Below are 23,337 nucleotides of genomic sequence, written 5' to 3'. Positions count from 1 at the left end.
CCTGATAGAGGTGCGATGGTCAAGGGCTTTTTGGGTTTGAAGGCTGATGGCAGTCGGTCACTAGATCTACCTGAGCTTGTTTGATGATTAACTGAGAAAAGTTTTGAGCGATGGTACTTAAAGGATCGATCGCTTTAATGGAGTCAATTCCTTTGAGTTTGAGAGATTTTGTTAAGAGATGAAATTCGGTACACCCAGAAATATAGGAGCGAGTGTTATATTTCTCTAATAATGCTTCTATATCCCTAAGAATACTTAACGGATCCTGTCCTCTTTTTAGCACTTTATAGATCATTTCATGAATCAACTTTTGATCACTTTCTGAGAGAGAAATAATCAGATCTGCGGTGGTGCAGCCTTCATGAAATAATTTTTTCTGGTAAGTCCCTGTACTAGCAAGTAAAAGGGTAGGTTTATTATATTCTTGGAGTTCTTGGTCCGCTATTTTAATTAAGGAAATAAGTTTATCCTTCAGATTTTCGGGAATCTGAGGTAGAGCATAATGAGCCGTACAACAGCCAATGACTATGCAATCAGCCAGTTTATTGAGATGTTCCAGATTGACTTGAATAAAATCAATAAATTCTCTTTCTTTTCCACTATCAATAGAACCTGTGCGATCAGGTGCAGAGGGAAGGGAAAAAACGATAACATTAGGGGCTTCTTGTTCCTTATCAATAAAAGGATTATATTCATAAATCGACTTCAGAAATTCGGCAGTAACCACTGGTCCCATACCACCTAAAACGCCAAGAATCGGTAGTTTTGTCTTCATTAAAATATCCTGCTAGTGTAATCGCTGTTGACTAAAAATTAAAGTCTTCTGTGAACAGTTCCTGCCCCTCTTGAATAAGATTTTCTGAGGAAGCTAAGGATAAGTTTATCAAAGGTTCATGGGCAAATTTTAAAACTTGCTCCAGCCAGTTTTTGAACAAATCTATGATCAATAAAATTCGCTCATGGATAAATATATCTGTGTTGTAGATTAGCTTGAGATAAAGTTCTTCTTCCTCAACAAAGATAAATTCTAAATCAAATTTAGCGGTAATCATTTTTGGGTCAATGGAGTTAACTGTAATTCCGTCCAAGGCCAGATATACATTTTGATTATTTTGCAGGACAATTGCAACATCAAAGAGAGCATTACGGCTAGGATCTCGTTGTAAATTCAACTCAGATACGATCTGATCAAAGGGATAGTCTTGATGATCATAAGCCTCTAAAGTGGTTGTTTTTACTTTGCTAAGGAGATCCGTAAAACTGTCGTGATCTGTTATCTGATCCCGCAGGACGAGAGTGTTAACATAAAATCCGATTTGATCTTCTAAATCAGGATGATTTCTGCCGGCGATAGCAGAGCCTATTGTAATTTCATTTTGCTCAGTGTAACGGAATAGAAAACTCTTAACCAAACTAACTAAACCCATAAATAAACTGGCTTCTTGTGCTTTAACTAACTTCTCAAAAGTATCGATCAATTCGGGTTCAGGTTGCCATGTAATTGTATTTCCCTGAAAACTTTTAACAGGTGGGCGGGGATAATCAACAGGTAAGTTAAGACGCACAGGAACAGGAGTTAATTTAGCTAACCAGTAATCCCGTTGATCTTGAAGTTTCGAGGTTTCTAATTGACTTTCTTGCCAAGAAGTATAGTCTTTATAATGAATTCTAAGAGGGGGCATTAATTGGGAATTTTCTTGTCCATAGGCGTGATAATGGGTGAGGAAATCTTTAATTAAAACCCCAGCTGACCAACCGTCAAAAATGATATGGTGCATATTAAACAAGACGATGTAATTCTCTTGGCTTAGTTTAAGTAAGTTAACTTTAAGTAACGGTCCCACTTCTAAATCAAAGGTCGTTTTGGCATTATGGCTGATCGCTTCTTCGATAAGGTTTTCTTGTTCTGTGCTAACATAAGCTGTCAGGTCTATTTGTTTAATGACAAAGTTCATTTGATTATGGACAACTTGACGGGGTTGATTATTGATTAAAGTAAAGGTTGTCCGCAAAATTTCATGGCGTTGAATTAACTGTTGAAAGGCATTTTCAAAAGCGTCAATATTGAGATTGCCCTTGAATTGATAAGCACTGGGCATTCCGTAGGCATTATGATTTTGATCTAGGAATTCTAAAGCCCAAAGACGACGCTGACCATGAGACATCGGATAAGATTTTTGGGGGGGAATTGCCGAAATGGGTTCTTGATAATTGTATTGAGTCTGGGAGATTAAAGTCGCCAATCCAGCAACGGTTGGAACTTTAAAGAAGTCAGCTAATTTTACGGATACATTTAGTTCTTTATGAACCCGGGTTACAACCCTTGATAAGAGTAGAGAATGACCGCCAATTTCAAAGAAGTTATCAAAAATACCGATAGGATGTTTAGAGAGAATTTTTTCCCAGATACTAACGAGATTGGATTCTAAATGATTACGGGGTGCAACATAATTAGAATTAACCAGAGATTTACCGGTTTCTCTGAGTTGTCTCAGGGAGTGCAGGTCAAGTTTCCCATGTCGAGTTAAAGGGAATTGCTTTAAAAAAATAAAGTAACTGGGAATCATATAAACTGGTAAAAACTTGGCAAGAAATTCTCGAATCTCAGCAATTTCTAGAGTTTTTTCTGTTTGACAGTAAGCAGATAATTGAGTTTGATTATTCACTTGAATTGGTAAAACAATCGCTCTTTCAATGGGAGCATAACGAGTCAATTGATATTCAATTTCTCTGGGGTCAATTCGATAACCATTGACCTTAACTTGATTATCTTTTCGTCCCATAAACTCAATGATACCGGGAGCAGTTTGCTTGCCTAAATCGCCGGTTCTAAAGAGAGTTTTTGTCTCATCAAGAAAGCTAGGTTTAAATTTTTCTTGAGTCATTTCGGGTTGGTTATGATAACCCGATGCTAGGGCGGCACCTTCTACACAAATTTCGCCGATTACATGGAGGGGAACGGGATTATTAAATTCATCAAGAACCCCTAAGCGATTGTTATGGAAAACTTGACCGAGGGGGATTTCGCTGTCTAAGTTTTCCTTGATTTCATACTGGGATACTCCCACACAAGTTTCTGTAGATCCGTAGACATTGCTAATAATTTCTGCTGGAAAACGTTTCCGCAAAGCTAAGGCAGTTTCCCGATCTAATTTTTCCCCTCCTACCGAGATATATTTTAAGCTGGAAATGGTTTCTCCTGGTTCAAGTAGCCCCAAGATTTCTCGATAGATAGATGGGGTGGTGTGTAGGGCATTAATTTGATTTTCCTGTAGGAAAGAAACCAAATGTCCTATATATTTTATTTCGTACATATATAGGGATGCACCTATGGTTAAGGGGAGAAAAATATTACGAATAGATGGATCATGAGTAACAGCAGCTGTGAAAATATAGCGCCATTCAGGATGTTTATCTAAATCAAAGGTAAGTCGTAAGCTTTGAATAACATTCAAAATTGAGATGTGACGGCCCATGACTCCTTTAGGATTACCAGTTGATCCTGAAGTGTAAAAAATATAAGCAGTTTGGCTAGAATTGCGAAATATTTTAGGCTCATCTTTGTCATATTTTTCAACAATAGGATCAATTTTATCTAAGCAAATTTTTTCCATTTTTTCAGGTAACTTAGAGATAAAATTACTCTCCGTTAGGCAAACATGACAGCCACTATCTTTTAAAATAAACTCAATGCGACTGTGAGGATATTGAGAGTCTATAGGAACGTAAGTCGCTCCAGTTTTAAAGGTAGCCAGAATCCCGATGATTAAGTTGTGATTACGCTGGAGCATGACCCCAATCACTTTTCCTACACCTAGCTGATATTCCTGCTGTAAATAATGGGTAAGACGATTGACTTTTTCATTTAATTCTTGATAGCTAAGGCTAATTTTTCCCGCAATTAGGGCGGGAGCATTAGGGGTTAATTTAACTTGAGCTACAAAGTCATCAATGATGGTGGCTTTCTCAGGGAGTTTGCGAGTTTTTCCGGTTAATTGTCTGAGTAACTTCTCTTGTTGGACTGGGGTTAATAAAGGTAACTGATAAAGAAGATGATTAGCATCCTCAATGATTCCCCTCAGCAAAATTTCAAAGCTTTCAATAAATTGTTTAATTGTCTCTTTTTTAAAGAGTTCTGTATTGTAATTGCAGTAAATAATGAGGTTATCATTAAGTTCAATTAAGTTAAATCCTAGATCAAAAGGGGTGTAAGCAATCGGTGACGGTGGCAAGGATACTTTTAAGTCTTTAAACTCAGGCAGAGTTAAACTAGGATCCATGTTAAAAGATACCGAAATGAGAGGAGAACGAGAAAAATCTCTAGGTAATTGTAAAGCTGCTAATAAATCCTCTAAAGTATAACTCTGATGGCGAAAAGCGTCGATCAGGGTTTGTTTAGTGTGTTGTAAATGTTCAATAAAAGAGGTGGTAGCATCGACTTGTATCCGCAGGGGTAAAAATTGAGAACAAAAGCCTACTAAGTTGTCACTACCTTCTATTTGTCGCCCAGAAATAGGAATACCAATGACTAAATCCTTATGGCCAGAAATTCGACGCAAAAAAGCAGTATAAGCGGCGAACATCGTCATAAATAATGTAGCTTTATTTTTGCGTCCTACTTTCTGCAAATTTTGCCCAACTTCCGAGGGAATGACTTGACTTTCTTGGCCGCCAGTGTAGGTTTTAACGGCGGGACGGGGAAAGTCGGTGGGAAGCTCAAAGGTTGGCAGCTCTTCCTGATAGGTTTTCAACCAAAAATCCCGATGCTCTAACATTTGCGGACTTTGCGTCTCTTGCGCTCGCAAGGTTAAATATTGCCGAAACTGCATCGGTGGTGTGAGAACCTCTTTAGTTGTGTTATTTGGGGATGAATAAAGTTGACCAATTTCCTGCAAAATTAATCCTAGTGACCAACCATCTGCCACAATATGATGAGTTTTTAAAGAGAGCAGATAATGGTCAGATTTTAAGCGCATTAAAATCACAGCAAATAAAGGAGCAATCGACAGGTCAAAGGGTTTTTGGGAAAACTGAGATCGTAACGCTAAGGCCGTCGCTTCGGGATTATCTTCATCCTTCAAATCAATGAGGTTTAATTTAATTTTAACTTCATTGACAACTTCCTGTAATTCTCCTTGTTCTATAATTTTGGTTCGCAAAGCTTCATGGCGATTAATAACTTGATTAATCGTTTTTTCTAAAATGTAAACATCTAAAGAACCTAGTAATTCTAGAGATGTTGTGACGTTATAGGATGCTGAAGCATTACGGTCTAATTCAGCTAATAACCAAAGTTGACGTTGAGCTTCACTGGTGGGAAAGGACTGATTTAAAGATGGTAGATGTCCCCTACCATCTTCATCTTCAGAGAGGGGCTTTTTTTCTTCTTTCTTGACTTGGGGGCGTTTAGCATTAGCAAAAAAACCAGCTTGCTGCAATTCCGTAATCGCTTCTTTGACGGCTACTATAACTTTGTCTATATCTTCATTAGTATGGCAGGTGGAGAGAAAACAAACTCGTTTTTCCCATGTGTAGATTCCTTGAAGATTTAATAGGTAATAAAAGAGGGGTAATTCGATGGGTTGTAAGAAGATACTATAAGCTCCAAAGGGTTCAAAGCGGAATAAAGATCCAAAATTAACAACCCGAATCGGAATGCCTATTTCTTGAAAAAACTGATTGACTTCGGTGGCTAATCGATGAGTTAATTGATTCACTTTTTCTTGAATCGTTGGACTGTTTTCTTGAAGATGTAAAAGCACAGCACGACAAGCAGCAAGGGCTAAAGGATGACGACAAAAAGTTCCCCCAAAAGCGGTTAACTCGGTTTGGGGATGAGAGTCATCTCCGTATTGCCAGAAACCGCCGTCAACGGTATCTAAGAAATCTGCTTTACCGCAGATCATACTAATTGGTAAACCTCCTCCAATGGCCTTACCATAAATGACTATATCAGCTTCAACATTGAACCATTCTTGCGCTCCTCCCGGAGCAATCCGAAAGCCGGTAATAATTTCATCAAAAATGAGTGTGATCCCTTTTTTATGGGTTATTTGTCGTAGTTTTTGCAGAAATTCTTGAGGCTGTAAATCGGGTTTGCGACTTTGAACTGGTTCGACTAATACGGCGGCTAAATCATCAGCATGAGTAGCAATAATATCGAGGCTTTCTTCAACTCCATAACTCAAGACTATTATGTCTTCAACCATTCCTAAAGGAGTGCCTAAACTTAAGGGTTGAGTCGTGGTTTTATCTTCTCCTACTCGTGCTAAGATGCCGTCAAAAGTTCCATGGTAGGAGCCGGCGAACATAACGATTTTTTGACGTTTTGTACGAGAGCGAGCAATGCGAACAGCGGCCATAATCGCCTCGGTTCCCGTATTACTAAAAGCGACTCTTTCGACTCGACCCATTTCACTAATTAAAGCGGCGGTTTCGGCAGCCAGATTTGACTGCATTCCTAAACCTATTCCTCGGTTCATTTGTTCTTGAACCGCTTCAATGACAAAATCCGGACTATGCCCAAAAAAGTTAACCCCAAACCCCATAGCTAAGTCAATGTAATTATTGCCATCAATGTCCTTAAAATAAGCCCCTTGAGCAGATTCTGAAACAATGGGATATTGAAATTCTTTTAAGGCCATGCGGAAGTCAATGGTCGGTTTAACATCCACCATTGTCTTACGGCTATTTTGTGAATAGGCTTTTGATTTGGCGGTTTTCTGGTTATAAATACTCTGTAAATTTTGAATAAAGGCTTGTTGTTGTTCGGTTAAGGATTTGTTCTCAGTCAGCTTTAAGGCTAAGGGGTTTAAATTGGGAGAACTAGGTTTCTCAGGAGATTTGGGCTTCTCTTGAGAAACCGGAAGGGAAGTTTCTATCTTAGAGCTTTGGGTAGGAATGATTTGAGTCTGATTCGTTAATATTTCGGGGGCTATACTGGGGGAGACGGTGGCAGTTTGAAGAACTTCTAATTGCTTGATAATGGTTTTCTCATGGAGGTCTTTTAGGTCTTTTAAAGATTGTAATTGAGCCATCATTAAGGCTTCTTTACCGGAGCTTTCACCTGAGACAGTGAACTTAGGAATTGCAGGAATTGAGAGGGGTTCATCTGGCACACAAGCAAGAATTAATTCTTGGCCATTGTTAATGGGAATATTGTTTTGTTTAGAGAAACTATTCGCCGTAGCGAAACCACAGCGCTTTAAAACGGAACACCAATTTTCCCCACTTAATAAGGGAGTGTCTGAGCGTAATTCTTGGTCCTGAAAGCGCCACCAGCCGGGGGTTAATCCAAAGGTTAAATTCAGCCATGAGTTATTTTCTACGGTTTCGAGGAGAACTAAGTAACCACCGGGGCGCAGCAGTTCCCGAATATGGGTTAGAGTTTCTGTAATATTTCGGGTCGCATGAAGGACGTTAGCGGCCACAACAATATGATAATTACGAGCAGGTATCCCCTGAGAAATGGGGGACTTTTCAATGTCTAGTTGATGAAAGTTTAGGTTATATTTTTTCTGAAATTTTTGCCTAGCTTGATGCAGTAAGAAGGGAGAAACTTCGCTAAAAGAATAAGTGACATGATCGAGGTTTAAGTGGTGAAGAATTGCTTCTGAAGTGGCACCAGTTCCTCCTCCTATTTCGAGAATTTGATAGGGGCGATCACTATTAGAAAAGCGCGTTAAAATCTGGTTAATAGCTTGGGCAACTCGTTGATTCATCAATCGAGATACGGGAGAATTGCCATAGATACTTTCTGCATGAGCAACGAAACCTTCTGGGAAAATTAATGTCAAGGGGTCTATATTTCCCTTGAGAACTTCTGCTAAATTTTCGCCGCAGCGTTGCAACATTTCTAATTCAGGTTTTGCAGATGGACAAGTTTTTTCTAGCTTTTGTAGGGCTTGGGGTAAGGAAAAAGAGTCAGGCAAGTTTTTGACAGTCCAAATATTCCCTTGATTTTGAAGAATATTAGCTTGCTCTAAATCCTGCAAATAACGATTGAGCAAAATGTGATATTTGGGGGCAACAGGTAAGGTTTGTCTTAGGGTTTCTATTGTCCATTGTTCCCCCTGATTAAGTTTTTTCCCTAAGGACTCTAAAGCCTTGATGATATAGGCTGTAGCGATGGGTTGCAATTGATCAATGACTTGCAGATAATTGCTTAATTCTGTCTCGTCATCGATAACTTTAGCTGTTATTTCTGAAGCATTTTCTAAGGGTTTTTCTTTGACAAATTGGCAGAGGTATTCGGCGATATCAACAAGAGTTTGTAAATCGGTAAAGAGTTGATCTATTTTCACTTTGACTTGAAATTTTTCTTCAATTTTGCGAGAAAAGTCAGTCAAGATAATTGAGTCTGCTCCTAAGTTTAGTAATGTCTCATCCTCCGGCAGTTCGTTCTCATCTTCTTTCAGAAGTAAAGCCAAAATTGATTTTAATTGATTACGGATTTCCTGTTGATGTTTTTGCATATTGAAAACTGTGGTTTCGGTATCGGTAAGGTTAGAGGTTTGTGCGTCTAGGAATATTTTGTCAATGCTCTGATTTTCTGTTCGAGGATTAGGCTGAAATTGGAAAGGTTTCCTTTGAAAGGGATAGTTCGGCAATCTGACTTTTTTATAGCCATAATTTCGATTGAATTGTTCTGGATTGAAAGGTGCGCCATTTAGGTAGAGTTGTCCCAAGGCTGAAAGAATTGTCTGCCAGTTATCTAAGCCACGATTGAGGGAACTTAACCAGATGAACTCATCTTTATAACGACGACCTTGTTCTGCTAGTATTGGTCTTGGTCCCACTTCTAAAAATAGGTTATATCCCTTGTTGAAAGCGGTTATTAAACTCGACAAAAATCTTACTGGTTCTCGGCATTGTTTGCTCCAGTAAGTGGCATCTGGTGCATTTTCTAAAACCTCTCCATCAAGTCCTGAAAGTAAGAGAATTTGGGGGCGTTGATAAGAAATTTGACGAGCCTCTTTTTCAAATTCTTTTAAAATTGGCTCCATTAAAGGGGAATGAAAAGCCTGAGTAACGGGAAGATATTGAGCGGGAATTTTTTGCTTTTTGCAGGTGCTAATAACTTCCTCAATGCTGGCACTTTCTCCAGCAATAACAATCTGTTGAGGGTGATTAATGGCAGCTATTGAAACTGTTTGAGTATAATTTTTAATTAGGGAAATTACTGTCTCTTCATCAGCAAAAATTGAAGCCATTTTCCCAGAGGTCGTGGTTTGCATTAATTGCCCCCGTTTGACAACTAAGGCGAGTCCAGCTTCTAAGCTAAATACTCCTGCGATACAAGCTGCTACATATTCTCCCACACTATGGCCAATCAGTAAACTGGGGGTAATTCCCCAAGATTTCCATAGCATTGTTAGGGAATATTCTAGGGCGAATATAGCCGGTTGAGCGTAAGCAGTTTGATTGAGTAAATCGGTCTGTTCACCAAATAATATTTCAGTTAAAGGATGGTCTAAATACTTCGCTAATATTTCGGCACATTGATCAATATATTGACGAAATGTCGGCTGGGTTTGATAGAGTTGATGCCCCATGCCGGGATAACAAGCCCCTTGCCCTGTAAAAAGAAAAACAATTTTAGGGGATTTTTCCGATGTAAAACGTTGATAAAAAGTCAAATCATCAAGTGGTTTTTCTTCAGCAAAAGCGGTTAATCTTTGTTGTAATTCTGGACAAGTATCGCCAACAATGGCTAAACGTTCAGGTAAATCTATCCTTCCGACAGCTGCACTATAACAAATATCTCCAATTTCAGGATGAGATTCTAGGAGGGTATGGAAGCGTGTGGCTAATTCTTTTAAAGCGGTTTTGTTGTGGGCTGAAAGGGTTAAGAGATGACTGGGAATTTGTTGTTGAATTTCTGAGATTTTGCTGACGGGTGCCTGTTGAACAATGACATGGGCATTTGTGCCTGAAAAACCAAAAGAACTTACCCCAGCTATAGGGACTTTATTGTTATTCGGCCAAGGTATATTTTGAGTAGGAATTTTAATAGGATGATCTTCCCAATTAATCAGAGGATTAGGGCTTTGGAAGTGAAGATGGGAGGGGATTTCACCCTGTTGAAGAATCAGAATTGTTTTGATTATTCCAGCCATGCCAGCTGCGGCTTCAAGATGACCGATATTGGTTTTGACTGAGGCGACATAAAGGGGGTCGGAGCGCTTTCCATAAACTGAGGCAATGGCATTCAATTCGATGGGATCTCCTAAAGAAGTGCCTGTGCCATGAGCTTCTATGTAGCTGACATCTTCAGGGACTATTCTGGCATCAGCTAGAGCTTGACGGAGCAATTCTTGCTGGGCGGGTCCACTGGGTACGGTTAAACCGGCAGCAGCCCCATTATGATTCACCGCCGAACCTCGCAACAGGGCAAGAATGTGATCCCCGTTTTTCTGGGCTTCTGATAAAGTTTTTAAGATTAAAACCCCACAGCCTTCCCCTCGCACATATCCGTTAGCAGAGGCATCGAAGGTTTTGCAACGCCCATCGGGGGACATCATTCCCGACTGAGAAAGACTAATCGTAATTGCGGGTTCTAAAATGAGGTTTACCCCACCCACTAAAGCGAGTTCACATTCACGATTTCTCAGGCTACGAATCCCCTGATGGACGGCTACTAATGAGGATGCACAGGCTGCATCAATCGAGAGACAAGGACCGTGAAGATTGAGAAAATAAGATAGCCTTCCGGCGGCTGCGCTTAGAGCATTGCCGGTGCCAAAAAAAGAGTCAATTTGATCATAGTTAGTGCCGTAAACCTTCAGGGCATGATCAATGCTAGTAATCCCCACAAATACCCCTACTTTATTATCGGCTAAATTTTTCAGAGGTAAATTGGCATTTTCTAACGCTTCCCAAGCAACTTCTAAGAGTAACCTTTGTTGAGGATCCATGGAGGCTGCTTCTCTTGCTGAAATCGAAAAGAAACGGGCATCAAATTCTGTGATATTCTCTTGAATAAATCCCCCATAAGCGGTGTTCATTTTTCCTAAAGTTGGTTCTTGAGAATACAGTTCTGAGATATCCCAACGGCTTTTAGGGACTTCTACTATAGCATCAAGCCCGGCTTGACAAAAACTCCAATATTTTTCTGGGGAATTAATACCTCCAGGAAAACGACAAGCCATCCCAACCACCGCAATAGCTTCACTTTGTCTCGTCTCTAATTCATTGATACGAGCCTGCATGACCTCCATTTTGCTTAAGGTCGTTGCCATTAATTTTTTGTAATCTATACTCTCAACCATGCCCTATTCTCTATAATTTCTAAATTTATACGCCGTTAAACATAAATTAGGATGCTGTGCTATCAGTAAATATAAACCCAAATTTAACTCCAGAGAGTTAAGCTTACTCATGTTCATCTACCTATCCTACCACATCTCATGGCTTTTGAAACATTATTTTTAAAGTTTAACCTCCATATTGATCAAGCTCCGTTAATTTTTGATTAAGTAATCTTGCCAGTTCGTCTTCACTGAGGCTGTCGTAGGGATTATGATTGTCAGGAATTGGATTTATTTTAATCTCAAAATCGAGATGATTGGCTAGAATTTCTTCCCTTAAATAGGTACTTAAGCTGAGAAGATTAGGATAATCGAAAATGATCGAGGATGGCAATTTACACCCTAAATCTCTTTCTAAGCGATTTTTAAATTCTATGACCATTAGAGAGTTTAAACCTAAGTCTAAGAATGATGTTTGTTGAGGAATAACCTTATTCTCATTTAACCCTGTCACTTCTCTTAATATTTTCTCCAGTCCTTCTACTAAAGCGTTTATTCGTTCGTCTATAGAGACAGATTTTAATCGTTCTAATAGTTTTGCTGGACTTGTTTGTTTTTGATTTTTTAGGGTTAATACCTCGCTAAAGAAGGGTTGATTAATATTGAAAGTTTGATTAAAAATCGACCAATTAATATCGATAACTATCCCTGGGTTAATTTCACCTAAAATTATCTGGTTGAGATATTGAAACGCTTGCTCAGAAGGCATCATCTGCAAACCCCAATTAGCGAAACGTTGTTGATCAATTTGGTTGCTCGTCTCCCAAGCTCCCCAATTGATACTAATACCAGGTAATCCTAAACTTTGCCGTTGCTGCATTAGAGCATCCATGAAAGCATTAGCCGCCGCATAATTACTTTGACCCGGTGAACCAAGGATAACAGCCGCAGAAGAAAAGCTTACGAAAAAGTCTAAAGATAGAGAGCGAGTATAACGATCTAATAATAAAGTTCCTGCTACTTTTGGACTGATTACCTTTTGATATTTTTGCCAACTTTGATTACTGATCAGCCCATCTTCTAAGACCGCTGCCGCGTGAATTATTCCTCGTAAGACGGGCAAGTCTGCGCCAAAACGAGAGAATAAATTTTTCATATCTGTGGGGGAAGTAATATCAGCTTCAATCAAGGTTACTTTTGTTCCTTTTTTCACTAATGAAGCTATCAATTCTGTTGAAGATTTAACATGGCGACTACACAAAACTAAGTGACTTGCTCCCATTTCTGATAACCATTGAGCCACTAATCCGCCCAGTTTTCCTCCCCCTCCCGTGATTAAATAAGCCCCTGACTGATTAATAAACTGTCGTTTTTCTGAGATAGGAAGAGATGCAGAAACTAACCTGGCTGCGTAGCGGTTTCCTTGACGTAAAGCCAAACGGAATTCATGGGGGAAACACTTTAATTCATTGAATAAAAGTTCAGCTTCATTAGCTTCTTTATGGATTGGTAAATCTAAACAAACACAACCCATTTTAGGATACTCTTGATTAATGACTGCTCCTAATCCCCATAAATGAGACTGTTGAGGAGATAAAGCCGTATCATTGATCATCTTATTAGCCCCGCGAGTAATCAGCCATAAATGGGGTAATTTCTCCCAGTTATTAGTGAGGGTTTGCACTAAATTTAAGACGGCATGAGAACTCTGATATACCGTATCTAGAACATCTTCAGCTTCTGAAGATTCCCAACAAAAAACAACACCAGTCGGAAATTCTCCAGATGGATAAGCTTCTTGATAGAGACGCTGAAAATCAGATTTCTGAGCGGCATTGATGACAAAAGAATCTTGAGAATGACATTGATAATTCTGCCCCATTTCTACAGTAATTACTTTTTCTCCTGCCTTTTTGTATAAATTAATTAGGGAATTTAAGTCTGTTTCTGGACGAACCAAGACTAACCAAGAATTTTGAGGATCAACGGCAACAGTTGGCATTGAAGAAAGTTTTTTCCATTCCACTTTATAAAAGCAATTATTTGACTTTTCTTGCCATAAACTCTGTAAAATAGCTGGATTTATGCGCCGGGCTGTTAAGTCAGTAAAGCGAGCGCAAAGCTGTTCTTGTTCATTATAAATATTAACATTTACTCTCATTTCACCATTAGTATCTGAGATGACCTGAACTTTTGTCCAAACTTGCGAAGTTGGATTTAGGAATATTTCCAAGGAAGAGAATCCATAAGGTAGATGCAATTCTTGACCATGAATTTCGGGGAAAGCTGCCCCAATACTCTGTAAGCAAGCATCCAAAAGAACTGGATGAAAATAATAACGCCGATCCGCTAAACTAGGGTTAATACTAATTTTAGCTTGAGAGCCTTTTTTGAAATAATATAACTCTTGAATCGCTTTAAACTGCTCCCCATACCTGATACCCATCTGCTGATAAAGCTGATAGAATTCACGAATAGAAATCGATTCTTTAGGGTTTTCCCTTTCTAATTTAGTTTGGGTTAATTCTGAGGCAGCCAAGCTTTGTATATCCTTAGGTTTGACTTCACCTGTAACATGAAGAACCCATTGTTCTTGTGCAGAATCGCTGCTAAATATCTCAAAAGTATAAATCAGTTGAGATGATTTTTTAGGTTTAAAAATTATCTGGATTATTGAGGGAGTTGGAGATAAGAGTAGTCCCTGATGGATAGAGACATTTTCAAGGGTGACAAAATGCCCATCAAATATTTTCTGACTTGCGGCTAAAATAGCTTCAATAAAACCAGTAGCCGGAAATACAATGTTTTCAAATACCTTATGTTCTTCTAAATAACTAGGGTTAAGAGAACTCACCTCACCTTCAAAGATCATGTCTCCCGTTGCTAACTTTTTAAAATCTCTAATAAAAGGATGTAACTGAGTCTTGATTTGCCCTAGAGAAAATTCCGAATTAGATAACCAATACCGTTCTCTTTGAAAAGGATAAGTCGGTAAAATAATCCGCTTACCTTGTTTAAATACTTTAGCCCAGTCTAGGGAATAACCATTAACAAAAAGTGTCGCTAAACTTCTATACATTTGTGCCTGTTCATCCTGCCCGGGTACAATACTAGGCAACCATAATAGGTCTTGGTTAGCGGAAATAAGGCGAGCCATACTCAGTAATACAGGCTTAGAACCGACTTCTAGAAAACAACGATAACCCTGATCAATTAAAGACTTAAATCCTTGACTAAACTGTACAGTATTACGCAGATGAGCTACCCAATAATCAGGAGTTGTAATTTCTGAACCTACAGCTTTCCCTGTCAGATTACTAATAATGGTTAAGTTAGGTTCATGAAAAGAAATTGTTTTTAAGACCTGGGAAAAGTCATCAAGAATAGGCTGCATTAAGGGAGAATGAAAAGCATGAGATACCGCTAAACGTTTAGTTTTATACCCTTGATCAATAAAGTCTTTTTCCAGTTGCTCAACAATCTCTTTAAATCCAGAAATGACAGTAATTGAGCCATTGGCTGAAGCAATATTAACTTGATTTTCATAAGAAGTTAGAGCGTTTGCTACCGTCTCATAATCAGCATAAATAGCGGACATACTGCCATTGTGGGGCAATTTTCCCATTAATTTACCCCGTTGAGTCACTAATTTTAAGGCATCTTCTAAAGAAAAGACTCCTGCCCAACAAGCCGCCACATATTCCCCGATACTATGTCCTAAAAGGGCTGAAGGTTGTATTCCCCAAGATTGCCATAATTTGGCGAGTGCATATTCAAGGGAAAAAATCACCGGCTGAGTGATTTGGGTTTCCTCTAATAACTGGCTATTTTGCTCTTGAAAGATTAAATCTAGGAGAGATTTTTCTAAAAGGGGTTCTAGAATTTGATCACAAAGATCTAATGTTTCCTTAAAAACAACTTCTCGGTTATAAAGGGTTTCTCCCATGCCAGAATATTGAGAGCCTTGTCCAGAAAAGAGGAAAGCTATCTTTGGCGGAGTCTCTGATAAAATCGGTCGGATTAATGAGTCAGAATCTTCACCATCTTGGTAATCAATTAATGCTCGTTGTGCCGTCGTTATTGAGTCTGCTAAAATACAGATTCGTTGCGGAAAAATCCCCCGCCCTGTACTGGCGGTAAAACAAACATCAGCTAAATTGATAGACTCAGTCAAAATATCTTGATAATTTCTCGCTAACTCTTGCAGCGATTTTTCAGAACGAGCCGAAAGGGGTAATAGATAAAAATTATTCTCCGAAGGTTGAGGTAAATCAGCGTCAATTTCCCCAACAATGATATGAGCATTCGTTCCACTAAATCCAAAGGAACTTACTCCAGCAATCCTTGAACGTTCGCTGATATGCCAAGGTTTTCCTTGTACAGGAACTTCAAAAATATGAGAACTCCAATCAAAGCGGGGATTAGGATTTTTAAAGTGAAGATGAGGAGGTATTTTATGGTGTTGTAAAGCTAGAACTGTTTTAATTAATCCAGCAATTCCGGCAGCACCTTCTAAATGGCCTAAATTCGTTTTTACTGAACCAATAATTAAAGGCCGATTAGGGGAGCGTTGACCAAAAACGGCGGACATACTTTCTAATTCAATGGGATCACCAAGGGCTGTTCCAGTGCCGTGAGCTTCAATATAATCGATTTGTTCAGGCTTGAGATTAGCACTTTTAAGGGCTTGATGTAATAATTTTTCTTGAGCTTGACCATTAGGAACAGTTAGCCCACTACTTGGACCATCATGATTGACGGCTGTGCCATAAATTTTCGCTAAAATTTGGTCTCCATTCTTAACTGCTTGGCTCAATCTTTTCAGAACAACTATTCCACAGCCTTCTCCTCGCACCATGCCATTTGCGCTCTCATCAAAGGTTTTGCAATGTCCATCAGGGGCAAGCATATGGGCGCGACTTTCGATTAAAGAAATAATGGGAGTTAAAATAATATTAACCCCTCCAGCTAAAGCCAGATCGCACTCACCATTAAGTAAGGCATTATAAGCTAAATGAATCGCTACTAATGAGGAGGAACAAGCGGTGTCAATAGTCATTGATGGACCCTGTAAACCAAGAACATAAGAAAGACGACCCGCCGCCATACTAACAGAAGTTCCTGAACCAGTATAAGCATTAATGGCTTGAGGAGAATAACTTAATTGGGCATAATCTTGAGTCATGCAACCGATAAAAACTCCCGTCTGACTGTTGCGTAATTTTTGGGGATTTTGTCCAGCAGATTCTAAAGCTTGCCAAGTAGTTTCCAAGAGTAAACGCTGCTGAGGATCCATGGCGACAGATTCTCTAGGAATAATGCCAAAAAATTCTCCATCAAATTCCTCAATTTGTTCTAGAAATGCACCGTAAGGAGCGTATATTTTGCCTGGGACATCGGGATTAGGATCATACCATGTTTCCTGATCCCAGCGATCTTGAGGGATTTCTGTTATAGCATCTTTTCCCTGTTCTAAAAGTTCCCAGAAAGATTGTAAATTCTTAGCACCGCCGGGGAATCGACAAGCCATGCCGACAATAACAATAGGATCATCATCGAGTTGTGATTTTTCTGGCGGTTTTTGAGAAATTTCTGCTTTTATTTGAGGGGTAAATACCGGTTGACAATTATCTAGAACTTCTCGCTGTAAATAATTAGCTAAGACTTCAACATTCGGAAAACGAAAAGTAATTGTCGAAGGGAGAGAACAATTAAAGTCAGTTTGTAACAGATTTCGTAACTCTGTAGAAGTGAGAGAGTCCATCCCCAAATCAAAAAAGCCTTGTTGAGGGGAAAAAGTTTCATCATTTGAGCGTCCTAAGACAGTAGAAACACGCATAATGATATGATTAGTTAGCCAATTAGTACGCTCTTTTAAGGTTAAATTTTGCCATTGTTTTAAAAACTCAGATGAGGGGGCAGCTTGGGGTTTTCCTTGAGGCAGAAAGTTTTTATAAAAGCTTTGATGAATATAAGGAAATTGTTGCCAGTCAATATTAATTACACCAGCGCGAATAATCTGATTTAGGAGAATTTTTTCGAGAGCATTAAGGGCTAAATCGGGTTTCATAGCCCCATATCCTTTAGCGGCTAATCTCTCCAAAACATTGCGATCTACTGCTGCACCTATTTCGCTCCAAGGACCCCAATTTATGACCGTTCCGGGTAAATGATGCGCCTGACGATAATAGATAAAAGCGTCTTCAAAGGCATTAGCTGCCGCAGCATTAGCTTGTCCTGCCGAGCCAATTAAAGATACAGCAGAAGTATAACAGACAAAGAATTCCAATGGGTCATTTAGGGTGAGTTGATGAAGCAACCAAGTTCCTTTAACTTTGGGAGCTAAAACATAATTAAAGCTCTCTGGTGTTAGTCTTAATAAGGTTGTATCGTCTAAGGTTCCAGCAATGTGAAAAATGCCCCGTATAGGATATTTAGAACGGCATTCTTCTAGGACGGCGTGCAGTTTTTCAGCATCGGTAATATCAAGTTTTTTAAGGGTAACTTCTGCCCCACTAGAGGAGAAATTTGCTAATATTTCAGGGCTAATTCCTTCTGCCCCTCGACGACTACACAAAACTAGATTCCGCGCCCCTTTTTCAATCATCCATCGGGTTGTTGCTAATCCTAACCCCCCTGTGCCTCCTGTGATTAAATAATAGGCATCAGGACTAAAATTGATCTTTCCATCTTCAAGTTTTCTCTGCACCAAACGAGGATAAAAACGCTGTTCCCCCCGCAAAGCAACCCGGTTTTCTTGGGGATTACTGTAGATTTCTTGCAGCAGTTTGTCGGCTGCGTTTACTTCATCTGGATCTAGGTCAATCGCCTTAAAATTAAGTTCAGGATGTTCTAAGACTAGGCTGAAGGCTATTCCTAATAAGGAGGCTTGAGAGGGAGAGGTTAGGGGTTTAAAGGCTTTTGCTGGTACTGCTCCTTGAGTCACTAAAACCAGAGCTGGTGGGTTTTCTTGCTGCAATAATGCTTGTAAGAAAAAGAGAAATCGTTGACAATGAATCTCGACTTGTTGATCAATTTCTTCGGGGATGTTTTCTAAGCCCCAGAAGTACAGTATTTGACGAGTTTCTGAAGTTATCGAGTTTCTCAATATTGATAGGTAATCTTCAGCAATCTCCAGGTTAATATCTTGGGTAAAGACGCAAGAACAACTTATTCCTCTCTGTTGGAATAGAGGGATTAAACCGTTAGCAATTCCTTGACTATCTGCCCAGATTATTTGATGAGAGTAAGATTTTGCTGGCAGAGAAGGTAATTGCTCACTGCTTCTACCAATAATGACACTTTGTTTTAATAAATTTCGGGTTTTTGCTTGGCTTGGTTCGATAATATTAATGTCTTCAAATTGATTCTCAATCAGTAAATTTTGCCAATCTTTTGTGCTGATTAACGGATAACCATTCCGCCGCAGATCTTGACTACATAACCACCATCCTTCTGTCAAGCCAAAGGTTAAATCTACCCAACGTCTTGCCCCTGTACTTTCTAAGAGGATTAGTAGTCCCTTGGGAGCGATGAGAGAGCGCACATTTTCAAGGGTTTTTTGAAGGTTGGCTGTGGCATGAAGAACATTAGCGGCAATGATTATGTCAAAACTGCCAGGGAGAAAATCCTGAGTAAAGGGATTTTTTTCAATGTCTAAAGTTTGATATTTAATAAAGGGATAGTTTCTAAAATTTTCCTTGGCTCTTGTTAAGAAACTAGAGGAAATATCGGTGAATACATATTCGATATGTTCTTTGGGTAAGTGAGGTAAAAGGCCAGCAGTAGCGGCTCCTGTGCCTCCTCCAATTTCGAGAATTCTTAGGGGATAATAGGGGGGGAAATTTGCAATAGCACGGCTGATTGTGGTGGCGACTAACTGATTCATCAATTTAGCTCCGGCGGCTTCCGAATAAATTGATGCGATCGCTTCTAAATCCCCTTGAGGAAAGAGTAATTCTAAGGGATCAACTTGACGACTCATGACTTCGGCTAAAGCAGAGCCACAACGCTCCATTAGACTAATTTCTGCTGGATAATCGGCAAATTCTTGGCGGAGAATTTTAATTTGTGATTGGGATGAAGGTGCTTCTAATTTTTTGAGGAATAACCAGCCATCTTTTGTCTGATTAACGATTTTTTCTTCAGCTAAAATGCTTAAACATCGAGATAATAAAGGTCGGTAAAAATCGACAATTTGACCTTGATTTGCTATCTGTGCTTCGGAATAAGTTTGACCTAATTTTGGCTGTCCATTAAGTTTTGTTAAGGCTTCCCAGATATAGACAACGCTTAACTTTTCCAAAGCTGCCATTAAGCGCTCATATTGCGCCAATTTTTCCCCTAGTTGTTGTTCTAACTGTGCGGGGTGAATTTGATTTTTAATCACCTGGGGAGCTACTAAAGTGTCTCTGCCATTCCCTAATAATTCCTCGCAAGGTATCCATTCTTCTAGATAGATTTGAGGGGGGATTTCTTGGGGGATAATCTCTTGGGATTGAACGGCTTTTAGTTCTAAGTTGGTGAGGGATGCTAAGGGTTGACCCTGGAGGGAATAGATATCAATATCAGCGATGATAATGTTAGGGTTAGGGGAGGAGTTTTTCAGTCGAACCGCGCTGATTACCTGCTCATCAGGAGGGTAGAAAAATGCCAATTTACCAAGACGAACAGGAACATAAGTTACTGAGGATTCTTCTTTAAATAAAATGGCAGCAATACCTTGAAAACAAGCATCCAACATAGCAGGATGAAAATGATATTTTTCCCGCTCTAATCTATCGGTTAATTTGATTTGAGCAAAAGCTGTATTTTCTCCGCGCTTTAGTTGATGAATGAGCCGAAAGTTACTCCCGTAATTTATCCCTGATTTTTGATAAGTTTCATAAAAGGAGTTGATATCGACTTCTTCAGGACAATTTTTGGCGATTTCTTCTAAATCACAATGGGTTAAATTAGTTGATTTCAATTCCTCAATTGTTCCAGTAACTAATACTTCCCAATTTGGCTCAAGTGCATGGTAAATTTTAAAGCTTTTTTGCTCAATGATTAACTGTAATGTGTCTTCCGTATCTTTTAAAATTAATGCCTTCTTAAATTCAACATTTTCTAAAATAACTTTTTGATTCTCCCCGGCAGCTAAAGCCATTTCTATTAAGGCAGATGCTGGCAATATGGCCTGCTCAAAAACCTGATGTTCTCCTAAAAATGCAGGTTTATGTTGACTAATGCTCCCTCGATATTGAAGCAGAGCTAAGGGAGAAGAAAAATGCTCGCCTAGTAAGGGATGTCCAGAGTAATAATTAGGGTTTTTATAGCTAGAAGACTCTGATTTATTGCCAGAATTTATCCAGTAGCGTTTGCGGATAAAAGGCGAATTAGGTAAACTAATTTTTTGCCCTGGATGTGAGCGATGAAAGGCTTCCCAGTTAATATTAAATCCTCTCACATAGAGTTGACCTAGTACCCTTTGCTCATGGTGGTCACTGTGACAATCTTCCCCTAAACTAGATAACCATAGAATTGAATTTACCCCTAACTTTTGACGACCTATATTAATGAGATTGGCACCGATTCCCATTTCTAGGAAGATTTGATAGCCCATTTGATGCAGAGTAGAAATTCCCTGGGCGATTTCGTCGGATTTCTGCCTAATCTTTTCCCCTCTATTCACCAAATTTGTGAGAGATTTTTTCACAACTTCACCCTGATAAATTAGGGTAATATCGGGAGAGTTAGAATCGACTTCTGGGGTGCTTTTGAGCAAGGATAAAAGGTCTTCTGAGTTGGGGTTTTGTGGGCTAATTTTAGCGCGTTTCGCCACCAGCTTGACGGTATCTTCAAGGGAAAAAACGCCCGCTTGTTGAGCGGCGAGATATTCCCCTAATCCAGAACCTAAAATCGCAGAAGGAGAAATTCCCCACGATTTCCAGAGTTCACAAAGAGCATATTGATAGGCAAATAATACCGGTTGTACAGACAAAGGAATCTGAGGCTCTAAGGCTTTTTTAGATGACAATAATTCCTGAAGAGAAAATTCTAAATATTTTTTAAACAGATGATCACAGTGCCTAAAAGCATCATAAAATATTGGCTCATTATTGAGCAGGGTTTCAATGATTTCTAGACTAATTTCTTGCTCGTCATGGCAGAGAAAAGCAATTTTAGGATGGCTTTGCGCTTCTCCATAAATGATGTCGAAGCTATTATTTTGAATATTTTGAAATTGCTTTTCATCCCCATCGCTCTTGAGAAAAGCCTGAATGCCTTGGCGCAGATTCTCTTGATTAGAAACTAAAAGAGCGAGACGATGTTTATGGGGAAAACGACCGGTATTTAAAGATAGGGCAATGTCCTTGACGTTGAGAGATGTTTTCTGCTCAAGATAATCCACAAATTGAGTCGTAAAAAGACGTAAACGTTCGGGTTCTTTAGCCGAAAAAGTAACGAGAATGGGGGATATTTTTGGGGTTTGGGGTTGCGGTTGAGGCGGTTCACTTAAAATAACATGAGCGTTGGTTCCCGATGCTCCAAAAGAACTGACTCCAGCCGCTTTGAGCTTGCCATTATTAACATTCCAAGGACAATTTTGCGTAACGATACTAATCGGCAAGGCATCCCAATTAATATGAGGATTGGGTTTTTTAAGGTTTAGATGAGCCGGAATTTCACGGTAGTGTAGCGATAATGCGGTTTTAATTAATCCTGAAATTCCCGCCGCCGCCGCCAGATGACCTAAATTAGTTTTGAGAGAACCGACTAATAAAGGGTTAGATTTGCGACGATTGACGCATAATGCCTCGGCTATGGCTTTAATTTCGATGGGATCTCCCAAAGATGTTCCTGTACCGTGAGCTTCAACATAATCGATAGCCTCGGCATCTAAACGAGCGTCAGCTAGAGCTTCTCTGATTAATTCGCTCTGTACGGGCCCATTAGGAACGGTAAAGCCGCCACTGGCTCCATCGTTGTTGACTGCGGTCCCTCGAATCACGGCCCAAATGTGATCACCATCTTCAAGAGCGTCACTGAGTCTTTTTAAGACGATGACTCCGCAACCTTCGCCGATTCCAAACCCATCGGCACTTTCGTCAAAGGTTTTGCATTGGCCATCTGGGGCCAACATCTGATTGCGGCACAAGGCGATGACGACTTCTGGAGTTAAAACTAAGTTCACTCCTCCGACTAAAGCTTGTCTGCATTCTTGGGAACGTAAGGAACGGCAAGCGAGATGAACAGCGACTAAGGAGGAAGAGCAAGCGGTATCTACTGCCAAACTCGGACCATTAAGATTTAAAAGGTAAGAAATACGCCCAGCTGCCGCGTTAGTATGATTGCCCGAAATATGATAGGCTCCGATGGCATTATAGTCCTCATTTGAGGTAAGAATACGGGCATAGTCATTGTTAGTAATCCCGATAAAAACCCCTGTTTTTCCCCTTCTAGCCGTCGTTGTTGCCATTCCTGCATTTTCCAAAGCTTCATAGGCTACCTCTAAAAGCAATCTTTGCTGAGGATCCATAGCGACGGCTTCCTTGGGAGCAATTCCGAAAAAATGGGCATCAAACTGGGAGACATCATCGAGAAACCCCCCCTGAGAAACATAGATTTTACCCAGTTTATTCCGATCTGAATCATAAAAATCCTGCTGGTTCCAGCGCTCTTTAGGTATTTCTCTGAGGTGATTTTTACCCGCTTTCAGGAAAGACCAGAAGGATTCAGGTGTCGCAATATTATGACCGAAACGACAACCTAAACCCACGATAGCTAAGGGTTCTCTTTGTTGAGACTCGAAAGCTTTTAATTTTTCTTTAGCTTCACTAAGAGCTTTAAAAACTCTAGTTTGGATTGATTGGTCGTTTTCGGATAAGTTCTTTTTATCTTGAAAGTCCATATTGTTAGAATCGACTTGGAAAAGAATAATTATTGCGACTGACGGGGTGACAAGCAGATGGAAAGTGAAACAGGGTGTAGAGTGTCGGGTTTAGGGAAAAAGCTTGAGACTTTCGCCGAAAGATAACGAGGGAATTTGGTTTTTGCCGAGTAAGTCGATTAATTTGATGGCTCACAGTGAGGAAATTTTTCCCCC

The 23,337-nt window shown here is 39.6% G+C and carries 3 protein-coding genes; all 3 read right to left on the bottom strand.

The features are described from left to right. Window positions 1-19 precede the first annotated feature (19 nt). The gene (locus tag EWV66_RS15315) at window positions 20-775 is read right to left on the bottom strand and encodes an aspartate/glutamate racemase family protein (protein WP_002768078.1); all 756 of its coding nucleotides are present in this window, start codon (window positions 773-775) and stop codon (window positions 20-22) included. Window positions 776-806: 31 nt separating this feature from the next. Further along, entirely contained in the window at window positions 807-11,240 is a 10,434-nt protein-coding gene (locus EWV66_RS15310; RefSeq protein ID WP_287107965.1) for a non-ribosomal peptide synthetase/type I polyketide synthase, read from the bottom strand. Window positions 11,241-11,436: 196 nt separating this feature from the next. Next, window positions 11,437-23,142, bottom strand: coding sequence for a type I polyketide synthase (locus tag EWV66_RS15305; protein WP_287107966.1), 11,706 nt, complete (start codon window positions 23,140-23,142; stop codon window positions 11,437-11,439). Window positions 23,143-23,337: the final 195 nt, after the last annotated feature.

Source organism: Microcystis sp. M_OC_Ca_00000000_C217Col, from assembly GCF_007095585.1.
GTDB lineage: Bacteria > Cyanobacteriota > Cyanobacteriia > Cyanobacteriales > Microcystaceae > Microcystis > Microcystis panniformis.
This window is presented reverse-complemented; position numbering and strand designations above follow the sequence as displayed.